Here is an 18,450-nt window from a genome sequence, read left to right on the forward strand (position 1 = left end):
CGCCGCGCCGCCTGCGCATGGCAGGCGACGGGCCGCTGCGCATCAGCGCGCGCGCGGATACGAACCGAGTATCTTCAGGAACGCGGCCTTCTGGCCGAGTTCCGCGAGCGCGGCGGCCACGGCCGCCTCGTCCCGGTGCCCTTCGATGTCGATGTAGAAGTAATACTCCCACGTGCCGACGCGTGCGGGACGCGACTCGAAGCGCGTCATCGACACGCCGTGCCGCGCGAGCGGTTCGAGCAGCTTGAATACGGCGCCCGGCTCGTTCTTCACCGACACGATCAACGACGTCTGGTCGTGACCGCTCTGCCCCGCCGGCTGCTTGCCGACGATCACGAAGCGCGTGCGATTGTGCGGATCGTCCTGAATCAGCGAGAACGCGATCTGCAGCCCGTAGTGCGCAGCCGCGCGATCGCCGGCGATCGCCGCAACGCTCGGGTCGGCCGCGGCGAGACGCGCGGCCTCGGCGTTGCTCGACACGGCCTGCCGCTCGAGTTGCGGCGCGTTCGCGGCCAGCCACTGCTGGCATTGCGCGAGCGCCTGCGCATGCGCGCAGACGCGCGTCACGCCTTCGAGCGTGCCGTTTTGCGTGAGCAGGTTGTGATGGATCGGCAATGCGAGCTCGCCGCTGATCAGCAACTGCGTCTGCAGCAGCAGGTCGAGCGTGCGCGACACGGCGCCTTCGGTCGAATTCTCGACCGGTGCGATGCCGAACGCGGACGCGCCGGCCTCGACCGAGCGGAAGACCTCGTCGATCGACGGACACGGGAGCCCTTCGATCGACTGGCCGAAATACTCGAACATCGCCTGCTCGCTGTACGTGCCGACGGGCCCGAGAAACGCGACGTGGATCGTCTGCTCGAGCGCGCGGCTTGCGGCCATGATCTCGCGCCAGATGGCGCTGATGTGCTCGCTCGCGAGCGGGCCCGCGCTCATGTCCTGCAGGCGCGCGATCACCTGCAGTTCGCGCTCCGGCCGGAACACCGGCGCGTTGAAATGCTTCTTGACCTCGCCCACCTCCAGCGCCACCGCGGCGCGCTGGTTGAGGAGCGCAATCAGCTGCGCGTCGATCGCGTCGATGCGATCGCGCAGCGGTTTCAAGCGGGAATTCAGTTCGTCGTCCATGCGTTTTGCCGTGCTGTTTGAACAGCGTCGCCGTCAGGCGCCGCGCTGCTCGAAGTCCTTCATGTACTCGACGAGCGCTTTCACGCCCTCGAGCGGCACCGCGTTGTAGATCGACGCCCGCATACCGCCGACGGACTTGTGGCCCTTCAGCTGCAGCAGCCCGCGCGCCTTTGCGCCGGCAAGGAAGTCTTCGTTGCGCGTTTCGTCGGCCAGGAAAAAGGGCACGTTCATCCGCGAACGCACCGCCGGCTCGACTTTGTTCAGATAGAAGCTGCTCCCGTCGATCGTGTCGTAGAGCAGCTTCGCCTTCTCGATATTGCGTGCCTCCATCGCCTCGAGGCCACCCTGCCGCTTCAGCCACTGGAACACGAGGCCCGCGATATAGATCGCATAGGTGGGCGGCGTGTTGTACAGCGAGTTGTTCGCGGCGACGGTCTTCCATTCGAATGCGGACGGGCAGATCGGTTGCGCGCGATCGAGCAGATCCTCGCGCACGATCAGCACCGTCACACCGGCCATCCCGATGTTCTTCTGCGCGCCGCCGAACAGCACGCCGTATTTCGCGACGTCCATCGGGCGCGACAGGATGTGCGACGACACATCCGCGACGAGCGGCACGTCGCCGAGATCCGGAATCTCGAACGTCTCTACGCCGTCGATCGTTTCGTTCGTGCACAGATGCACGTAGGCCGGATCGTCCGACAGCTGCCACTCGGCGCGGCCCGGCGCGCGCGTGAACCCGTCGGCCGTCTTGCCCGACGCGGCCAGATGCGGCGTGCCGTATTTCTTCGCCTCGTTGAACGACTTCTGCGACCACGAGCCCGTCACGACGAAGTCGGCCGTCTTGCGCGAGCCGAGCAGGTTCATCGGCACGATCGCGTTCTCGGCAATGCCGCCGCCCTGCAGGAACAGGATCCGGTGGCTCGCCGGCACGCCGAGCAGCTCGCGCAGGTCGGTCAGCGCCGCCTCATGGATCGACATGAATTCCTTGCCGCGATGGCTCATCTCCATCACGCTCATGCCGCTGCCGTGCCAGTCGAGCATTTCGTCGGCAGCCTGCCGCAGCACTTCCTCGGGCAGCGCCGCAGGGCCGGCGGAGAAATTAAAGACGCGCATCGTGAAAACCTCGGGAGGGACGCGACCGGCGGCTTGCCGCCGCATGTCAGTTGCAATTGGGCCGCGCCAGAAAAGGAATGGCCGCTTGCGCTCGCGCGCAAACGGCCATTATCGCACTGTCATCAGGCTCCCGCCAAACCCGGCCGAACAGCCGGGCGCGTGCCCGGACGGCTTACTTGCCCGGCTTGACTGCCGCGACTTCCTTGTCAGCCTGCGCGCGCGTTGCCTGGATCGCTTGCGGCATGTACTTCTGCATCAGGCCGTTGACCACGTCGCGGCCAACCTGGTCCTGAACCTGGATGAACTTGCGGCCCGTCGGGCTCTTGTAGAACGTCGTCAGATCCTTGATCTCCGACGTGCTGTAGTACTTCGCGTATGCGTCGTACTGAGCCGACATCGCGTCGTTCTGGAACTGCTGCGTACCGAACACCTTGCCTGCGCCGTCAACCAGCTTCGGCACTGCGTTCTTCTGCAGCGTCGGCACGGCAGCCTGCTTCTGCTTGTCGTTCAGCGTCTTGTTTTCCGACAGCGCGTCCGACAGGATTGCCGGAACGAGTTGCTTTGCCTGCATTTCGGCGCTGTTGCCGATAGCCGACACGAGCTTCGGCGCGTCGATCGCGTCGAGCAGATCCTTGATCGCCGCCTTCTTGTCGGCGTCGATCGGCGCAGCTGCTGCGGTTGCAGCCGGTGCGGAATTCGACAGCGCTTGCGCCATCGCGAACGTCGGCACCAGTGCAGCCAGCAGAACCAGTTGCTTGAATTGCTTTTGCATCATCACTCCCTCTTGGAAATATGAATGGTTGCTCGCCGACCGCGGCGTTTTACGCCTGCGGCGGCTCGAGTCTCATCCGTTCTCAGGCTTCGCCGTCCGACGCCTCGTCGGCCTCGCCATCGCCCTCTTCGGCTTCCGCGATCTGCTGCAGGCCGGAGAGCTTGGTACCCTCATCGAGACTGATGAGTGTAACACCTTGCGTAGCGCGGCCCATCTCGCGAACCTCGGACACACGGGTACGAATCAATACGCCGGCGGTCGTGATCAGCATGATCTGATCCTCGGCGTCGACGAGCGTCGCGGCGACGACCTTGCCGTTGCGCTCGGACGTCTGGATCGCGATCATCCCCTTCGTGCCGCGGCCATGACGCGTGTACTCGGTGATCGGCGTACGCTTGCCGTAGCCGTTCTCGGTCGCGGTGAGCACGGTCTGCTCTTCGCTGCCGGCGACCAGCAGCGCGATGACCTGCTGCCCGTCCTCGAGCTGCATGCCGCGCACGCCGCGCGCCTCGCGGCCCATCGGGCGAACGTCGTTCTCGTCGAAGCGCACGGCCTTGCCGGAGTCGGAGAACAGCATCACGTCGTGCGCACCGTCGGTGATCGATGCGCCGATCAGGTAGTCGCCCTCGTCGAGACCGACCGCGATGATGCCCTTCTTCATCGGACGGCTGAATGCCTCGAGCGGCGTCTTCTTCACGGTGCCGAGCGACGTCGCCATGAAGATGAACTTGTCGGCCGAGAATTCCTTGACCGGCAGCACGACGTTGATCTTCTCGCCTTCCTGCAGCGGGAACATGTTGACGATCGGGCGGCCGCGCGAGTTGCGCGAGCCCTGCGGCACTTCATAGACCTTGACCCAGTACACGCGACCGCGGTTCGAGAAGCACAGGATGTAGTCGTGCGTGTTCGCGATGAACAGCGTCTCGATCCAGTCGTCTTCCTTCATCTGCGTCGCCTGCTTGCCGCGACCGCCGCGCTTCTGCGCGCGATACTCGGACAGCGGCTGCGACTTCACGTAACCGGCGTGCGACATGGTGACGACCATGTCCTGCGGCGTGATCAGGTCTTCCGTATTCAGTTCGGTTGCATTCAGCTCGATCTTCGAGCGGCGCGCGTCGCCGAATTCGGCCTTCACCGACGTCAGCTCTTCGCCGATCATCGTCGTGATCCGCTCCGGGCGCGCGAGGATGTCCAGCAGGTCGGCGATCTGCGCCATCACTTCGCGGTACTCGCCGATGATCTTGTCCTGCTCGAGACCGGTCAGGCGTTGCAGACGCATCTGCAGGATTTCCTGCGCCTGCGTGTCGGACAGGCGATACAGCCCGTCGGTCTGCATTCCGAACGCGGGGTTCAGGCCTTCCGGACGATACGCGGAGCGACCGCCCGCTGCCGCGTTCTCGGCCTCGGCACGCGTGAGCATCTCGCGCACGAGCGACGAATCCCACGGCTTCGCCATCAACTCCTGCTTCGCGATCGGCGGCGTCGGCGCAGCCTTGATGATCGCGATGAATTCGTCGATGTTCGCGAGCGCGACCGCCAGACCTTCGAGCACGTGGCCGCGTTCGCGGGCCTTGCGCAGTTCGTAGATCGTGCGGCGCGTCAGCACTTCGCGTCGGTGCGACAGGAAGCACTGCAGGATTTCCTTCAGGTTCAGCAGCTTCGGCTGGCCGTCGACGAGCGCGACCATGTTCATGCCGAACGTGTCCTGCAGCTGCGTCGCCTTGTACAGGTTGTTCAGCACCACTTCCGGCACTTCGCCGCGCTTCAGCTCGATCACGACGCGCATGCCGCTCTTGTCGGACTCGTCGCGGATGTCGGAGATGCCTTCGAGCTTCTTCTCGTTGACGAGTTCGGCGATCCGCTCGAGCAGCGAGCGCTTGTTGACCTGGTACGGCAGCTCGTCGACGATGATCGCCATCCGCTGGCCGCGGTCGATCTCCTCGAAGTGCGTGGCCGCGCGCATCACGACGCGCCCGCGCCCGGTGCGGTAGCCGTCGCGCACGCCGGCGACGCCGTAGATGATGCCGGCCGTCGGGAAGTCCGGCGCCGGGATGATCTCGATCAGCTCGTCGATCGTCGCGTCGGGGTTGCCCAGCAGATGCTGGCACGCGTCGACGACTTCGTCCAGGTTGTGCGGCGGAATGTTGGTCGCCATGCCGACCGCGATGCCCGACGAGCCATTGATCAGCAGGTTCGGAATGCGCGACGGCAGGACCGACGGCTGCGTCTCGTTGCCGTCGTAGTTCGGCTCGAAGTCGACCGTTTCCTTGTCGATGTCGGCGAGCAGCTCGTGACCGATCTTCGCCATGCGAATTTCGGTGTAACGCATCGCCGCGGCATTGTCGCCGTCGATCGAGCCGAAGTTGCCCTGCCCGTCGATCAGCATGTAGCGCAGCGAGAAGTCCTGCGCCATCCGCACGATCGTGTCGTACACCGCGGTATCGCCGTGGGGGTGATACTTACCGATCACGTCACCGACGATACGCGCCGATTTCTTGTACGCGCGGTTCCAGTCGTTGTTCAGTTCGTGCATCGCGAACAGTACGCGCCGGTGCACGGGCTTCAGGCCATCGCGGACATCCGGAAGGGCACGTCCGACGATCACGCTCATCGCGTAATCGAGATACGAACGGCGCATTTCCTCCTCTAGGGAGGTGGGCAGGGTCTCTTTGGCGAATTGATCCATGTATCCGTATCGTTTCGGAGCGAAGACGGTGAACGCCTTTCGCGTGGGCGCTGCATGCGCAACGCAACGCGAGATTCTAACATGCGCCCATCAGCCGCCAATTCACCGGCCACACACTATATGTAAACAGCAAAAATCGCAGCCATGGCGATACGGGTCTGATCGATCGCGATCGCGCCCTTCAATGCGGATCAGGGTTGCACCGGATCCGCGTCACGCCCGCGTGTAAACCACTTGCCGACCTTCCCGCAATTTCGCGAGCCCGCTCTTGACAATCTCTAAAAGTTACGGCAGGCCGGTGTTGCGCATGCACCACAAACGTTGAGGCGATCTTAGGGTGGGGAGGATTTTTTTTCGTAGGAAGGGAACGATATGGCAAAATGCCAACGCACTGAAAGTTAGACGCTGCTCGAAGTCTACACAGAGCGGTGCCACGTTTTTTGTGCCGCACCAATGTTATACTTCGAGCAATGTATGACTTGTCACCGTCAACAGGCTCGCAGTAAACCTGCGGTAATCTCAATTTCGAGAGGAGAAATATGAATAAACTTTCAAAGCTCGCGTTCATTGCAGCTACCGCAGTTATGGCTGCATCCGCTTCGGCACAGTCGGTGCCGGCGTCGCGTCAAGCCGTCAACGACAACTGGGTGAACGGCACGGGCGAATGGGTGTGGATGAACGGCACGAACGAGCTCTGCTGGCGTGACGCGTTCTGGACGCCGGCCACCGCCAACGCAAAGTGCGATGGCGCACTGGTCGCCCAGGCACCGCAGCCGCCGGTCGCTCCGGTCGCTCCGGCCATCACGAGCCAGAAGATCACGTACCAAGCCGACGCACTGTTCGACTTCGACAAGGCAACGCTGAAGCCGCTCGGCAAGCAGAAGCTGGACGAACTGGCAGCGAAGATCGAAGGCATGAACACGGAAGTGGTCGTCGCGACGGGTTACACGGACCGCATCGGTTCGGACAAGTACAACGACCGTCTGTCGCTGCGCCGTGCGCAAGCAGTCAAGTCGTACCTGGTCAGCAAGGGCGTTCCGTCGAACAAGATCTACACGGAAGGCAAGGGCAAGCGCAACCCGGTTACGACTGGCTGCAACCAGAAGAACCGCAAGCAGCTGATCGCCTGCCTCGCACCGGACCGCCGCGTGGAAGTCGAAGTGGTTGGTACGCAAGAAGTCCAGAAGACGACCGTTCCGGCAAACTAAGCCGCGGTTTTCGACTGCTTCAAAGCCCCGCCCCGGCGGGGCTTTTTCTTTGATGCCCGTCCAGGCGCTCGCTGGCCTCGTTGTCCGCCCGCTTATATACTCGGGGCTGACGTACCGACGCACCGCCCTCCTTCCGTAGCCCGTTTGCCGACATGACCAACGCCGATCCGCACGAACTCCAGAAATTCAGCGACCTCGCCCATCGGTGGTGGGATCCGAATGCCGAATTCAAGCCTCTGCACGACCTGAACCCGGTCCGGCTCGGCTGGATCGACGCACATGCCCACCTGGCCGGCAAGCGCGCCCTCGATATCGGCTGCGGCGGCGGCATCCTGTCCGAATCGATGGCCGGACTCGGCGCGCAGGTGAAAGGCATCGACCTGTCGACCGAGGCGCTCGGCGTCGCCGACCTGCACAGCCTCGAAAGCGGCATCACGGTCGACTACGAGGCGATTGCCGCCGAAGCGATCGCCGAACGCGAGCCGAGCAGCTACGACGTGGTCACCTGCATGGAGATGCTGGAGCACGTGCCGTCGCCCGCCGGCGTGGTTTCCGCGTGCGCGACGCTCGTGAAACCGGGCGGCTGGGTGTTCTTCTCGACACTGAACCGCAACCTGAAGTCGTACCTGTTCGCCGTGATCGGCGCGGAATACATCGCACAAATGCTGCCCAAGGGCACCCACGACTACGCGCGCTTCATCCGCCCGTCGGAACTGGCCGGCTTCGTGCGCGCGACGGATCTGCACATCGTCGACATCAAGGGCATCACCTATCACCCGATCGGCAAGCGCTTCGCGCTGTCGAACGACACCGACATCAACTACCTCGTCGCGTGCCGCCGCGGCGCGTGACCTTCCGACCGGCATGACGACTCCTCTTTCGACCGCGCAGGCCGCCCTCGACGAGCCGCGCCTGCTGCACTGCGATGCGGTGCTGTTCGACCTCGACGGCACGCTCGCCGACACGGCCCCCGATCTCGCTGCAGCCGTCCACAAGATGCAGCGTGTGCGCGGCCTGCCGGAAACGCCGCTCGACGTGCTGCGGCCGCTGGCATCGGCCGGCGCGCGCGGCCTGCTCGGCGGCGCGTTCGGCATCAACCCGCACACGCCCGGCTACGAAGCGATGCGCGACGAGTTCCTGGTCAATTACGCGACGGACATCTGCGTGCACACGACACTGTTCCCCGGCATCGGCGACGTGCTCGACGCACTCGATGCGCGCGGCGTGCGCTGGGGCATCGTCACGAACAAGGTGATGCGCCTCACCACCCCGCTCGTCGAGTTGCTCGGCCTCGCGCAGCGCGCGGCCTGCGTCGTCGGCGGAGACACCACGCCGCACCCGAAGCCCCATCCGGCCCCGCTGCTGCATGCGGCCGAGCGTTTGTCGCTCGCGCCGGCGCGCATCGTCTATGTCGGCGACGATCTTCGCGACATCCAGGCCGGCAGCGCGGCAGGCATGGCGACGGTCGCGGCTGCGTACGGCTACTGCGGCGACGGCGCCGCGCCGGCCGACTGGCAAGCACACCATCTCGTCGGCACGACGCAGCAACTGCGCGAACTGCTGAGCGATGTTGGGATATAATGCTGGATCTTATCCGCGGGGGCGACCTGGTTTCGACAGGGGTTGTGAAGCGGCTAGGGCATGTCGAGGACCCGTCACCTCGTTAATCAATGGGAAAATCGTAACTGCAAACGACGATACGTTCGCACTGGCAGCCTAACGGCCGCCGTCCTCTGCCTAGTTCACTGACGGGCTAGTGTCGCAAGACCGGTAGCAATACCGCCAGAGGTCATTTACGTCAGTTAAGCCCTGTCGGCGTCGCGACGCCAGGGTCGAAAACCTAGCGAATCGCCGTAGTGCAGCGTGTTCGTCCGCGTCGCTGCGGTTAAATCAAATGACTGAACTAAACATGTAGAACTAGTCGTGGAGCGCTTCTGGACGCGGGTTCGATTCCCGCCGCCTCCACCAAATTCCGCGCTTGACGCACGAACCCCGCACGACGCAAGTCTGCGGGGTTTTTTGTTGCCTGCAAAACCATACGTCCCGCTCCTTCCGAAAAAGCGCCCAGCCACGGACGGGCCGGGCGGAATGCCGCCGGTATTCCGGCGACAGGAGGTGACGGATGTTGGGCGCCGCCCGGCACCGCAACCGGGGCGCGACGTGTCGTCGCACCCGGCACGCGATCTACCGGGCGATGCGCGACTTAGCTGCCGCGATACAGCGAATTCATTTCTTCAGTGCTGGCCGGACGCACGCCGATTGCGCGCGAACCCGATGCCGATGCACCTTGCGCTTGCGCGCCGTACCCGCTGGCGTCGGCGCCTTGTGCCTGGGCGAGGCGCTGCTGCTCCGCAACACGCGCGGTGGCAGCCTGGATGGCTTCCGGATAGTGCGGATCTTCGCCGCGGGCCGTGTTGTAACCGGCTTGCTGCAGTTGAACCAGTTCGGCGCGAACCTGTGCGCGGGTGAGTGCCGAGCCGGACTGCGCGAACGACACGACCGGGGCAACGAGAGCAGCAGCAACGACAACGGCTTGAACGAGCGACTTCATGATGACCTACCTCCACATTTGTCTGTTTTCGCGGTGGACACCTCGTTCACCGCTGACAAACCAAAGTTTATGTAGGTGAATGCTTAAGAATAAGGCAGGTTTGTGGAAGACATTCTTCCTGAATACAGGGTTAACCCTAGATTCACCCTCTTCCCTGTTCACCGCATTGCACGGCGACACGCCACAACGCACGAGCCCCGCGAAGCAGCAAGCTTCGCGGGGCTCGAAGAGAACCGCACGGCCCCCGTGCGGTTCTCAGTCAGACGCATGCCGGCAATCCGGCAGCGCGCCTGCGTCGGTCTTTACTGGCTATCCATCGGACACTTCAGGTTGCAGCCGTTCGGGTCACCCAGGTCACCCTTGCGACGCAGCGCCGACTTCTTGCCGGACTGGTATTTCTGCGACGGCGTCGATGCAGCGAACGGCATCTGCGGATGCTCGTTCAGGCGAAACTGGTCGCTCAGGATGCCGCCGGGAACGCCCGGCGAATTCTGCGCAAATGCAAACGGCGATACGGCGACCAGAAGCCCCGCGGTCAACGCTGCCGCGGAGAGGGGAACGGAAAGTTTCATGGCGGGATGACGCCTGAACGGCGTGCTTGTTGGAACGTTGATCAAGCGGCAAGCGTAGCGCAAATCCCCCACTGCTGCAGCGCGGTCCAATCCGGGCCTCGTTACCGTGCATTGCCGTCCGGCGCGGCCGCGCCGTCGCTGCCGGCCAGCCCCGTCGCGATGCCGGTCAGCATTCCGCATGCGGCCGGATCGTAGCCGTCGAGATGCGCGACGCGTTCGACGAAACGCGCATCGCGCAACAATGCCAGCACGCCGGCGAGCGGCCGCGAGTCGAGCCGCGCACGCTCGCACGCGAAGTAGTAGTCCTCGTCGACGACCGGGATGAAATCGAGCCCGAAGTGATGGGCGGCCGGCTCGACGCCGAAGCCGAGATCGGCCATTCCGCTCGCGACGAACGCCGCGATCGCCGAGTGCGTGAGCTCGGCCGACGCATAGCCGTCGATGCGCTCGGGATCGATGCCGATCGCGCGCAGCGCGAGATCCAGCAGCATCCGGGTGCCCGACCCCGGCTGCCGGTTGACGAAGCGAATGTCGTTGCGGGCGAGATCGGCGAGCCCGCGGACCTGCTTCGGATTGCCGCGCGGCACGAACAACCCTTGCTGGCGACGCGTCAGATGAATCAGTACGTGACGCGTATCGTCGAGCCACGGCCGGTAGATCTGCGCGCACTGCTCACGGAACGCGCCGCGCGGCAGATGGAAGCCGGCCAGTTCGCATTCGCCGCGCGCAAGCGCCTGTACGGCCTCGACGCTTTCCCGATACTTGATGTCGACGGCCGCCTGCGCATCGACGAGCGCGGAAACGAGGGTCGCGACCGCGTAGCCGTGCGACGCATGGATGCGCACGGCACCGTCGCGCTGCGCGAGCCGCCGGTTCAGGTCGCTCGCCACTTCGGCCGCCAGCGCGCGCAGGTTGCCGTCGAGACGACTGCGCGCGAGGCGCTGCGCGTCGACGATCGCCCGCCCGAGCTCCGACAGCGTCGAGCCCTTGCCGCGCGCGGTTTCGATCAACTCTGCGCCGACGCACGCCTCCAGCGCGCGCAGCATGCCCCACGCGTGCCGATACGACAGCCCTTTCGCCTGCGCGGCCTGCGCGATGCTGCCCGTGTCGGCCACGAGTTCCAGCAACGGCGCGACGTCCGACAGGCTGGCCGTGCGGCCCTCGGTGTCGCGCACGGTCAGATACGCGTCGCATTCGATTCGAATCAATTATGCACTCCGATTTCCTATTGCGACCGCGAAATCTTCCGCTTATCGTTGGTCAAAATCAATCAGAACGAAGTCCCGGTGCGCACTATATGAATTTCGAGCGCATATGAGACTTTGGAGGAGCATAACCGATGTCCCCGAATTCCCATGCGCCCGACGCGCTCGTCGAGCGCCATGCACGCGCCGGCCGCTCGCTCGTCGCGATCCTGCACGCGATCCAGGACGACGCGGGTTACGTGCCGGCGGGCTGCGTCGCGCCGCTCGCGAAGGCGCTGAACCTGTCGCGCGCGGAAGTCCACGGCGTGCTCACCTATTACCACCACTTCCGCACCGCGCCGCCCGCGCGCGTGACGATCCAGATGTGCCGCGCCGAAGCGTGCCGCAGCATGGGCTGCGAAACCCTGGCCGCGCACGCGGAAGCCCGCACGGGTTGCCGGTTCGACGCGGCACACGGCAACGGCGCCGATGCGCACGCACCGGATGCAGTCGCGCTCGAATCGGTCTACTGCCTCGGGCTGTGCGCGCAATCGCCGTCGATGACGGTCAACGGCGTGCTGCACGCAAGGGTCACGCCGGAGGAATTCGACGCACTGCTCGCCGACGCGGCCGCTCACACCCCGGAGGCCGCATGACGACCCGCATCTACGTTCCGCGCGATTCGTCCGCGCTGGCGCTCGGCGCCGACGCGCTGGCCAGCGCAATCGTCGCGGAAGCCGAGCGGCGCGGCATCGAGATCGAGCTGATCCGCAACGGCACGCGCGGGCTGCTCTGGCTCGAACCGCTCGTCGAGGTCGGTACGACCGCCGGCCGCGTCGGCTATGCGAACCTGTCGGCCACCGACGTGCCGGCCCTGTTCGACGCAAACTGGATCGACGGCGGTGCGCATCCGAGCAACGTCGGCCTCGTCGACGCATTGCCGTATCTCGCGCGCCAGCAGCGCCTGACCTTCGCGCGCATCGGCCTGACCGATCCGCTGTCGATCGACGACTATCTGAAACACGACGGCCTCGCCGGCCTGAAGAACGCACTCGCGCTCGACGGCGATGCCGCGTGCGAGACGCTGATCGAATCGGGGCTGCGCGGCCGCGGCGGCGCGGCCTTCCCGGCCGGCATCAAGTGGCGCACCGTCCGACAGGCCAGCGCCACGCAAAAGTACATCGTCTGCAACGCGGACGAAGGCGATTCGGGCACGTTCTCCGACCGCCTGATCATGGAAAGCGACCCGTACTGCCTGATCGAAGGGATGATCATCGCGGGCATCGCGACGGGCGCGACGCTCGGCTACATCTACGTACGCAGCGAATACCCGCACGCGATCGCAGCGCTCGAAACCGCGATCGAGCGCGCCCGTGCAGCCGGCTGGCTCGGAGAACACGTGCTCGGCTCGACGCATGCGTTCGACCTGCATGTCGCGAAAGGCGCGGGCTCGTACGTGTGCGGCGAGGAAACGGCGCTGCTCGAATCGCTCGAAGGCAAGCGCGGCGTCGTGCGCGCGAAGCCGCCGCTGCCTGCGCTCGCCGGCCTGTTCGGCCAGCCGACCGTGATCAACAACGTGATCACGCTCGCCACGGCGCCGGTGATCTTCGCGCGTGGCGCCGCGTTCTATCGCGACTACGGGATGGGCCGCTCGCGCGGCACGCTGCCGTTCCAGCTCGCGGGCAACATCCGTCACGGCGGGCTCGTCGAACTCGCATTCGGCGTCACGCTGCGCGAGCTGCTGTTCGACTACGGCGGCGGCACGGCAAGCGGCCGCCCCGCGCGCGCCGCGCAAGTGGGCGGCCCGCTCGGCACCTACCTGCCCGAACACCAGTGGGACGTGCCGCTCGACTACGAGGCATACACGGCGATCGGCGCGGTCGTCGGTCACGGCGGCATCGTGCTGCACGACGACACGTCGAATCTCGCCGAACTCGCCGAATACGCGATGAAGTTCTGCGCGATCGAATCGTGCGGCAAGTGCACGCCGTGCCGGATCGGATCGACGCGCGGCGTCGAGACGATCGCCCGCATCCGCCAGGGTGATACGTCGGAGCGGCAGGTCACGCTGCTGCGCGACCTGTGCGACACGATGCTCGCCGGTTCGCTGTGCGCGATGGGCGGGATGACGCCGTACCCGGTGCTGTCCGCGCTCGACCATTTCCCCGAAGATTTCGGGCTCGCCGACGGCAAGCAAGCCGCGTCGGGTCCGGTCAAGGCTGCGGCCTGACCCAGAAGGAGCCCTGCATGTCACTCGACACGAACAACGTCCGCCAAGGCGGCTGCGGCTCAGGCCAATGCGCGTGCAAGAGCGCCGCACAGGCGCGCGCGCTCGACCCGTTCGACGATACCGACTACGGCACGCCGCAACGCCATGCCGACACTGACGTCACGCTCGAAATCGACGGCCAGCCGGTCACGGTGCCGGCCGGCACATCGGTGATGCGCGCCGCGATCGAAGCCGGCGTCAACGTCCCGAAACTCTGTGCGACCGACTCGCTCGAGCCGTTCGGCTCGTGCCGTCTGTGCCTCGTCGAAATCGAAGGCCGGCGCGGCTACCCCGCGTCGTGCACGACCCCGGCCGAAGCCGGCATGAAGGTGCGCACGCAATCCGATCGGCTGCAGTCGCTGCGCCGTAACGTGATGGAGCTGTACATCTCCGATCACCCGCTCGACTGCCTGACCTGCCCCGCCAACGGCGACTGCGAGCTGCAGGACATGGCGGGCGTGGTCGGCCTGCGTGAAGTGCGCTACGGCTTCGATGGCGCGAACCACCTGCGCGAGCAGAAGGACGAATCAAATCCGTACTTCACGTACGATCCGTCGAAGTGCATCGTCTGCAACCGCTGCGTGCGCGCGTGCGAGGAAACGCAAGGTACGTTCGCGCTGACGATCGCCGCGCGCGGTTTCGAATCGCGCGTCGCCGCCGGCGAAAGCGAATCGTTCATGGCATCGGAATGCGTGTCGTGCGGCGCGTGCGTCGCCGCCTGCCCGACCGCCACGCTGCAGGAAAAGTCCGTCGTCCAGCTCGGCCAGGCCGAGCACTCGGTCGTCACGACCTGCGCGTACTGCGGTGTCGGCTGCTCGTTCAAGGCGGAGATGAAGGGCACGCAGGTCGTGCGCATGACGCCGCACAAGAACGGCCTCGCGAACGAAGGCCACGCATGCGTGAAGGGACGCTTCGCGTGGGGCTATGCGACGCACAAGGACCGCATCACGAAGCCGATGATCCGCGAGAAGATCACCGATCCGTGGCGCGAAGTCAGCTGGGAAGAGGCGCTCACCTACGCGGCGACGCAATTCCGCAAGCTGCAGCAGAAATACGGCCGCGATTCGATCGGCGGCATCACGTCGTCGCGCTGCACGAACGAGGAAACCTACCTCGTGCAGAAGCTCGTGCGCGCGGCGTTCGGCAACAACAACGTCGACACCTGCGCCCGCGTGTGCCATTCGCCGACCGGCTATGGCCTCAAGACGACGCTCGGCGAATCGGCCGGCACGCAGACCTTCGCATCGGTCAGCCACGCCGACGTGATCGTCGTGATGGGCGCGAACCCGACCGACGGCCACCCGGTGTTCGGCTCGCGCATGAAGCGACGCATCCGCGAAGGCGCGAAGCTGATCGTGATCGATCCGCGCCGCATCGACGTGGTCGACGGCCCGCACGTGAAGGCCACGCATCACCTGCAACTGCGCCCCGGCACCAACGTCGCGATAGTCAATGCGCTCGCGCACGTGATCGTCACCGAAGGGCTCGTCGCCGACGCATTCGTGGCCGAGCGCTGCGAGACGCGCGCGTTCGAGCAATGGCGCGAGTTCGTGTCGCGTGCCGAGAACTCGCCGGAAGCGACCGCGGACGTGACGGGCGTGCCGGCCGCACTGGTGCGCGAAGCCGCGCGCCTCTATGCGACGGGCGGCAACGCCGCGATCTACTACGGTCTCGGCGTGACCGAACACGCGCAAGGCTCGACGACGGTGATGGGCATCGCGAACCTCGCGATGGCGACCGGCAACATCGGCCGCGAAGGCGTCGGCGTCAATCCGCTGCGCGGCCAGAACAACGTGCAGGGTTCGTGCGACATGGGTTCGTTCCCGCACGAGCTGCCCGGCTATCGCCACATCGGCGACGAAGTCGTCCGCACGCAGTTCGAACAGGCATGGTCGGCCACGCTGCAACCGGAACCGGGGCTGCGCATTCCGAACATGTTCGACGCCGCGCTCGACGGCAGCTTCAAGGGGCTCTACTGCCAGGGCGAGGACATCGTCCAGTCGGACCCGAACACGCAGCATGTCGCCGCCGCGCTGTCGTCGATGGAATGCATCGTCGTGCAGGACATCTTCCTGAACGAAACCGCGAAATACGCGCACGTGCTGCTGCCGGGCTCGACGTTCCTCGAGAAAGACGGCACGTTCACGAACGCGGAGCGCCGCATTTCGCGCGTGCGCAAGGTGATGCCGCCGCTCGCCGGCTACGCGGACTGGGAAGTGACGCTGCTGCTGTCGCAGGCGCTTGGCTACGACATGCACTACACGCATCCGTCGGAAATCATGGACGAGATCGCCCGGCTCACGCCGACCTTCTCGGGCGTGTCGTACGAGAAGCTCGACGCGATGGGCAGCATTCAGTGGCCGTGCAACGAACAGGCGCCGGAAGGCACGCCGACGATGCACATCGACGAGTTCGTGCGCGGCAAGGGCCGGTTCGTGATCACGCAGTTCATCCCGACGCCGGAAAAGGTCACGCAGCGCTATCCGCTGATCCTGACGACGGGTCGCATCCTGTCGCAATACAACGTCGGCGCGCAGACCCGTCGCACCGAAAACGTCCAGTGGCACGAAGAGGACCGCCTCGAGATCCATCCGCACGACGCGGAGGATCGCGGGATCCGGACCGGCGACTGGGTCGGCATCGAATCGCGCGCCGGACATACGGTGCTGCGCGCGCTCGTAGCCGAGCGCATGCAGCCGGGGGTCGTGTACACGACGTTCCACTTCCCCGAATCGGGCGCGAACGTGATCACGACGGACAGTTCCGACTGGGCGACGAATTGCCCGGAATACAAGGTCACGGCCGTGCAGGTGATGCCGGTTGCGCAACCGTCCGACTGGCAGCGTGCGTATGCGCGCTTCAACTCGGAGCAGCTCGATCTGCTCGAGCGCCGCGCCGACGCGCAGGCTGTCGTGACGACGGGCAAGTGAGGACGCGATGGACAACGGACACCTGATCGACATGGCCAACCAGATCGGCGCTTTCTTCGAATCGATGCCCGATCGCGAAGAAGCGCTGACCGGAATCGCCGAGCATATCCGGCGCTTCTGGGAGCCGCGGATGCGCCGCGCGTTTCTCGCTGCGCTCGACGATCCGTCGGGCACGGCCGCACAACGCGCGGCACCGATCGTGCTCGCCGCGATCGCCGCGCACCGCGCTTCGCTCGTGCCGGCCGCCGCGCCGGCCTGAGCGCCCCGCTACTCGGGCTGCGACATGTCCGCGAACCAGCTTTCGCAATGACGCAGCAGCGCGTTCGCATCGGTTGCGGTGCGACCGCGCGCCGCGATGTAACCATCGGGCCGCAGCAGATAGAACGACGGCCGCGAGCGGCCGTATGCCTGCACGAGCCCGTCCGCCCCGTCGCTTTCTGCATCGGCGACGCGCCACGCACGCACGGCGCCGGGCATGATCCGCTCCAGCCCCTGCACGAGCGCCTGCGCATCCGCGGACATCGGCGGCACATCGGCCGTCTCGCCCGCATCGCCATGCACCGGCTCCTCGAGCAGCAGCAGCGTAAAGCTCGCCGGATCGTGCAGGTCGTATAACCGCGCGGTTCCGGGTGCCTGACCGAGCGGCCCATCGACGACGTGCACGAGCGCGTCGGGCGCACGCTCGCCGGCCCGCGGCCCGCCATCGAGCACGCGCTCGAGCGTGAGCGCGCTCTTTCTGTATTGCACGCCGAGCTCGCTGACCGTGAGCCGCACCGCGTCGCGCACCGGCCCGAACGACGCCAGCAGCGGCACGACATGATCGCGCAGCAGCTTCATCGCGCCGTGGTCGGCTTCGACGATCTGCGTGACGAGGCCGGTCTGCCGCAACACGTCGCGCTCGATCGGATGACGCTCCGCGTGATACGTGTCGAGCAGCCGCTCCGGCGCGCCCCCGCCGAGCACGCGCGCGAGCTTCCAGCCCAGATTGAACGCTTCCTGAATGCCCGTGTTCATGCCCTGCGCACCCGCCGGGCTGTGGACGTGCGCGGCATCGCCCGCGAAAAACACGCGCCCGTGACGCAGCCGATCGACCATCCGGCTATGCAGATGGAAATACGACGACCATGCGAGATCGCTCGGCGAGATCGACGCACCCACGCGCGCACGGATGATCGCCTCGCATTCCGCGAGCGACGGCGTCGACGTATCGGGCGATGCATCGCTGCCCGGCGGCCGGTCGGCGACGAGCCGGAAGCGGCCGCCGCCCATCGGGAACAGCCCCGCGATGCCGTTGGGCGTCGTGAACAGGTGAATCTCCTCTTCCGGCCAGTCGGGTATCGCCGCGAAATCGGCGAGCAGGAACGTCTGTTCGAACGCATGCCCGGCGAAGCCGAGGCCGAGCAGATGGCGCACCGTGCTGTGCGCGCCGTCGGCGGCGATCAGGTATGACGGCGCGAACGCCTGTTCGAGGCCGTCGGCGCCACGGATCTTCACGTCGAGCGACGTGCCGCCCGCTTCGCACGCGGTGAGCGCGACACCACGCTCGACCGTCACGCCAAGCCCGGCGAGATGCTCGACGAGCAGTCGCTCGGTGATGCTCTGGTCGAGAAACAGCAGATACGGATAGCGCGTTTGCAGCGGGTCGAAATCGAGCCGCGCGATCACGCGGCCATCCGCATGCAGCGCGGCCGCATGCGCGCGATGGCCCAGCGCGAGGAATGGTTCGACCGCGCGATGCTGCTCCAGCAATTCGAGCGTGCGCGCCTGGATGCCGATCGCGCGTGAATACGGCGCGGGCGTGACGAGCCGGTCGATGATGCGCACCGGCACGCGAGCCCGCGCGAGGCTCATTGCGGCGGCAAGGCCGGTCGGCCCGGCGCCGACGATCAGCACGGGCGGAATGTCGAGCAGTGTGTCAGCCATGAGAACCTCGATGACACGCGATCCTGCAAGTCTACGCCGCTCCGCGTGACGGGGCCATATGCCGACCGGCCGATCTGGGGTAGCCCCGCGCAGTGTGGGAAAATACGCGCTTTC

Annotated in this window: 15 protein-coding genes and 1 other RNA gene; 8 read left to right on the forward strand and 8 right to left on the reverse strand. The window is 65.8% G+C overall.

The features are described 5' to 3' along the window. Positions 1–42: 42 nt before the first annotated feature. The 4 genes from pheA to gyrA form a co-directional block, all read right to left on the reverse strand. The gene (pheA, locus tag BX604_RS02390) at positions 43–1,125 is read right to left on the reverse strand and encodes a prephenate dehydratase (RefSeq protein ID WP_098549408.1); all 1,083 of its coding nucleotides are present in this window, start codon (positions 1,123–1,125) and stop codon (positions 43–45) included. A gap of 33 nt (positions 1,126–1,158) precedes the next feature. After that, positions 1,159–2,241, reverse strand: a complete 1,083-nt coding sequence (gene serC / locus BX604_RS02395) for a 3-phosphoserine/phosphohydroxythreonine transaminase (RefSeq protein ID WP_098549409.1) — start codon at positions 2,239–2,241, stop codon at positions 1,159–1,161. 172 nt (positions 2,242–2,413) lie between these two features. Then, the gene (locus BX604_RS02400; protein WP_040144902.1) at positions 2,414–3,013 is read right to left on the reverse strand and encodes a DUF2059 domain-containing protein; all 600 of its coding nucleotides are present in this window, start codon (positions 3,011–3,013) and stop codon (positions 2,414–2,416) included. Between the two features lie 82 nt (positions 3,014–3,095). Continuing rightward, the gene (gene gyrA, locus BX604_RS02405) at positions 3,096–5,699 is read right to left on the reverse strand and encodes a DNA gyrase subunit A (protein WP_098549410.1); all 2,604 of its coding nucleotides are present in this window, start codon (positions 5,697–5,699) and stop codon (positions 3,096–3,098) included. Between the two features lie 539 nt (positions 5,700–6,238). Here gyrA and ompA point away from each other — a divergent pair. The 4 genes from ompA (at position 6,239) to ssrA (ending at position 8,875) form a co-directional block, all read left to right on the forward strand. Beyond that, positions 6,239–6,907 carry an outer membrane protein OmpA gene (gene ompA, locus BX604_RS02410; protein ID WP_098549411.1) on the forward strand — a complete coding sequence of 223 codons (669 nt, stop codon included), beginning with the start codon at positions 6,239–6,241 and terminating at the stop codon, positions 6,905–6,907. A 152-nt stretch (positions 6,908–7,059) separates the two neighbouring features. Continuing rightward, on the forward strand, positions 7,060–7,758 hold the full coding sequence (gene ubiG / locus BX604_RS02415; RefSeq protein WP_098549412.1) for a bifunctional 2-polyprenyl-6-hydroxyphenol methylase/3-demethylubiquinol 3-O-methyltransferase UbiG: 699 nt from the start codon (positions 7,060–7,062) through the stop codon (positions 7,756–7,758). 13 nt (positions 7,759–7,771) lie between these two features. Then, positions 7,772–8,488, forward strand: coding sequence for a phosphoglycolate phosphatase (gene gph / locus BX604_RS02420; RefSeq protein WP_098549413.1), 717 nt, complete (start codon positions 7,772–7,774; stop codon positions 8,486–8,488). A 17-nt stretch (positions 8,489–8,505) separates the two neighbouring features. After that, positions 8,506–8,875: a transfer-messenger RNA gene (gene ssrA, locus BX604_RS02425) on the forward strand. 235 nt (positions 8,876–9,110) lie between these two features. Here the strand turns inward: ssrA and BX604_RS02430 are convergent. From BX604_RS02430 to BX604_RS02440, 3 genes are all read right to left on the reverse strand, one after another. Further along, entirely contained in the window at positions 9,111–9,458 is a 348-nt protein-coding gene (locus tag BX604_RS02430) for a DUF4148 domain-containing protein (protein WP_098549414.1), read from the reverse strand. Positions 9,459–9,760: 302 nt separating this feature from the next. Next, on the reverse strand, positions 9,761–10,030 hold the full coding sequence (locus BX604_RS02435) for a hypothetical protein (protein WP_098549415.1): 270 nt from the start codon (positions 10,028–10,030) through the stop codon (positions 9,761–9,763). 101 nt (positions 10,031–10,131) lie between these two features. Further along, positions 10,132–11,238, reverse strand: coding sequence for a substrate-binding domain-containing protein (locus tag BX604_RS02440; RefSeq protein WP_098549416.1), 1,107 nt, complete (start codon positions 11,236–11,238; stop codon positions 10,132–10,134). 131 nt (positions 11,239–11,369) lie between these two features. On the opposite strand from BX604_RS02440, the gene BX604_RS02445 reads away from it, so the two are divergent. Genes BX604_RS02445 through BX604_RS02460 form a run of 4 tightly spaced genes read left to right on the forward strand, consistent with a single transcriptional unit; the run spans position 11,370 to position 16,672 of the window. Then, a complete protein-coding gene (locus BX604_RS02445; RefSeq protein ID WP_098549417.1) occupies positions 11,370–11,870 on the forward strand; it encodes an NAD(P)H-dependent oxidoreductase subunit E in 501 nt (166 codons plus the stop codon). Then, positions 11,867–13,444 carry a formate dehydrogenase beta subunit gene (locus tag BX604_RS02450; RefSeq protein WP_098549418.1) on the forward strand — a complete coding sequence of 526 codons (1,578 nt, stop codon included), beginning with the start codon at positions 11,867–11,869 and terminating at the stop codon, positions 13,442–13,444. Before BX604_RS02445 ends, BX604_RS02450 begins: the two co-directional genes overlap by 4 nt. A gap of 17 nt (positions 13,445–13,461) precedes the next feature. Then, positions 13,462–16,413 (forward strand): formate dehydrogenase subunit alpha, encoded by a 2,952-nt coding sequence (fdhF, locus tag BX604_RS02455; protein WP_098549419.1) that lies wholly within the window; start codon positions 13,462–13,464, stop codon positions 16,411–16,413. A gap of 7 nt (positions 16,414–16,420) precedes the next feature. Beyond that, entirely contained in the window at positions 16,421–16,672 is a 252-nt protein-coding gene (locus tag BX604_RS02460; RefSeq protein WP_098549420.1) for a formate dehydrogenase subunit delta, read from the forward strand. An 8-nt stretch (positions 16,673–16,680) separates the two neighbouring features. Here the strand turns inward: BX604_RS02460 and BX604_RS02465 are convergent, their stop codons facing one another. Beyond that, positions 16,681–18,336, reverse strand: coding sequence for an FAD-dependent monooxygenase (locus tag BX604_RS02465; protein WP_098549421.1), 1,656 nt, complete (start codon positions 18,334–18,336; stop codon positions 16,681–16,683). Positions 18,337–18,450 lie beyond the last annotated feature (114 nt).

The sequence above is a fragment of the Burkholderia sp. JKS000303 genome (genome assembly GCF_002563755.1).
GTDB lineage: Bacteria > Pseudomonadota > Gammaproteobacteria > Burkholderiales > Burkholderiaceae > Burkholderia > Burkholderia anthina_B.

What these genes read in the sequence shown, in the direction of transcription:
- pheA (WP_098549408.1), bottom strand. Translation starts at nt 1,125, where the DNA reads ATGGACGACGAACTGAATTCCCGCTTGAAACCGCTGCGCGATCGCATC.
- serC (WP_098549409.1), bottom strand. Translation starts at nt 2,241, where the DNA reads ATGCGCGTCTTTAATTTCTCCGCCGGCCCTGCGGCGCTGCCCGAGGAA.
- BX604_RS02400 (WP_040144902.1), bottom strand. Translation starts at nt 3,013, where the DNA reads ATGCAAAAGCAATTCAAGCAACTGGTTCTGCTGGCTGCACTGGTGCCG.
- gyrA (WP_098549410.1), bottom strand. Translation starts at nt 5,699, where the DNA reads ATGGATCAATTCGCCAAAGAGACCCTGCCCACCTCCCTAGAGGAGGAA.
- ompA (WP_098549411.1), top strand. Translation starts at nt 6,239, where the DNA reads ATGAATAAACTTTCAAAGCTCGCGTTCATTGCAGCTACCGCAGTTATG.
- ubiG (WP_098549412.1), top strand. Translation starts at nt 7,060, where the DNA reads ATGACCAACGCCGATCCGCACGAACTCCAGAAATTCAGCGACCTCGCC.
- gph (WP_098549413.1), top strand. Translation starts at nt 7,772, where the DNA reads ATGACGACTCCTCTTTCGACCGCGCAGGCCGCCCTCGACGAGCCGCGC.
- BX604_RS02430 (WP_098549414.1), bottom strand. Translation starts at nt 9,458, where the DNA reads ATGAAGTCGCTCGTTCAAGCCGTTGTCGTTGCTGCTGCTCTCGTTGCC.
- BX604_RS02435 (WP_098549415.1), bottom strand. Translation starts at nt 10,030, where the DNA reads ATGAAACTTTCCGTTCCCCTCTCCGCGGCAGCGTTGACCGCGGGGCTT.
- BX604_RS02445 (WP_098549417.1), top strand. Translation starts at nt 11,370, where the DNA reads ATGTCCCCGAATTCCCATGCGCCCGACGCGCTCGTCGAGCGCCATGCA.
- BX604_RS02450 (WP_098549418.1), top strand. Translation starts at nt 11,867, where the DNA reads ATGACGACCCGCATCTACGTTCCGCGCGATTCGTCCGCGCTGGCGCTC.
- fdhF (WP_098549419.1), top strand. Translation starts at nt 13,462, where the DNA reads ATGTCACTCGACACGAACAACGTCCGCCAAGGCGGCTGCGGCTCAGGC.
- BX604_RS02460 (WP_098549420.1), top strand. Translation starts at nt 16,421, where the DNA reads ATGGACAACGGACACCTGATCGACATGGCCAACCAGATCGGCGCTTTC.
- BX604_RS02465 (WP_098549421.1), bottom strand. Translation starts at nt 18,336, where the DNA reads ATGGCTGACACACTGCTCGACATTCCGCCCGTGCTGATCGTCGGCGCC.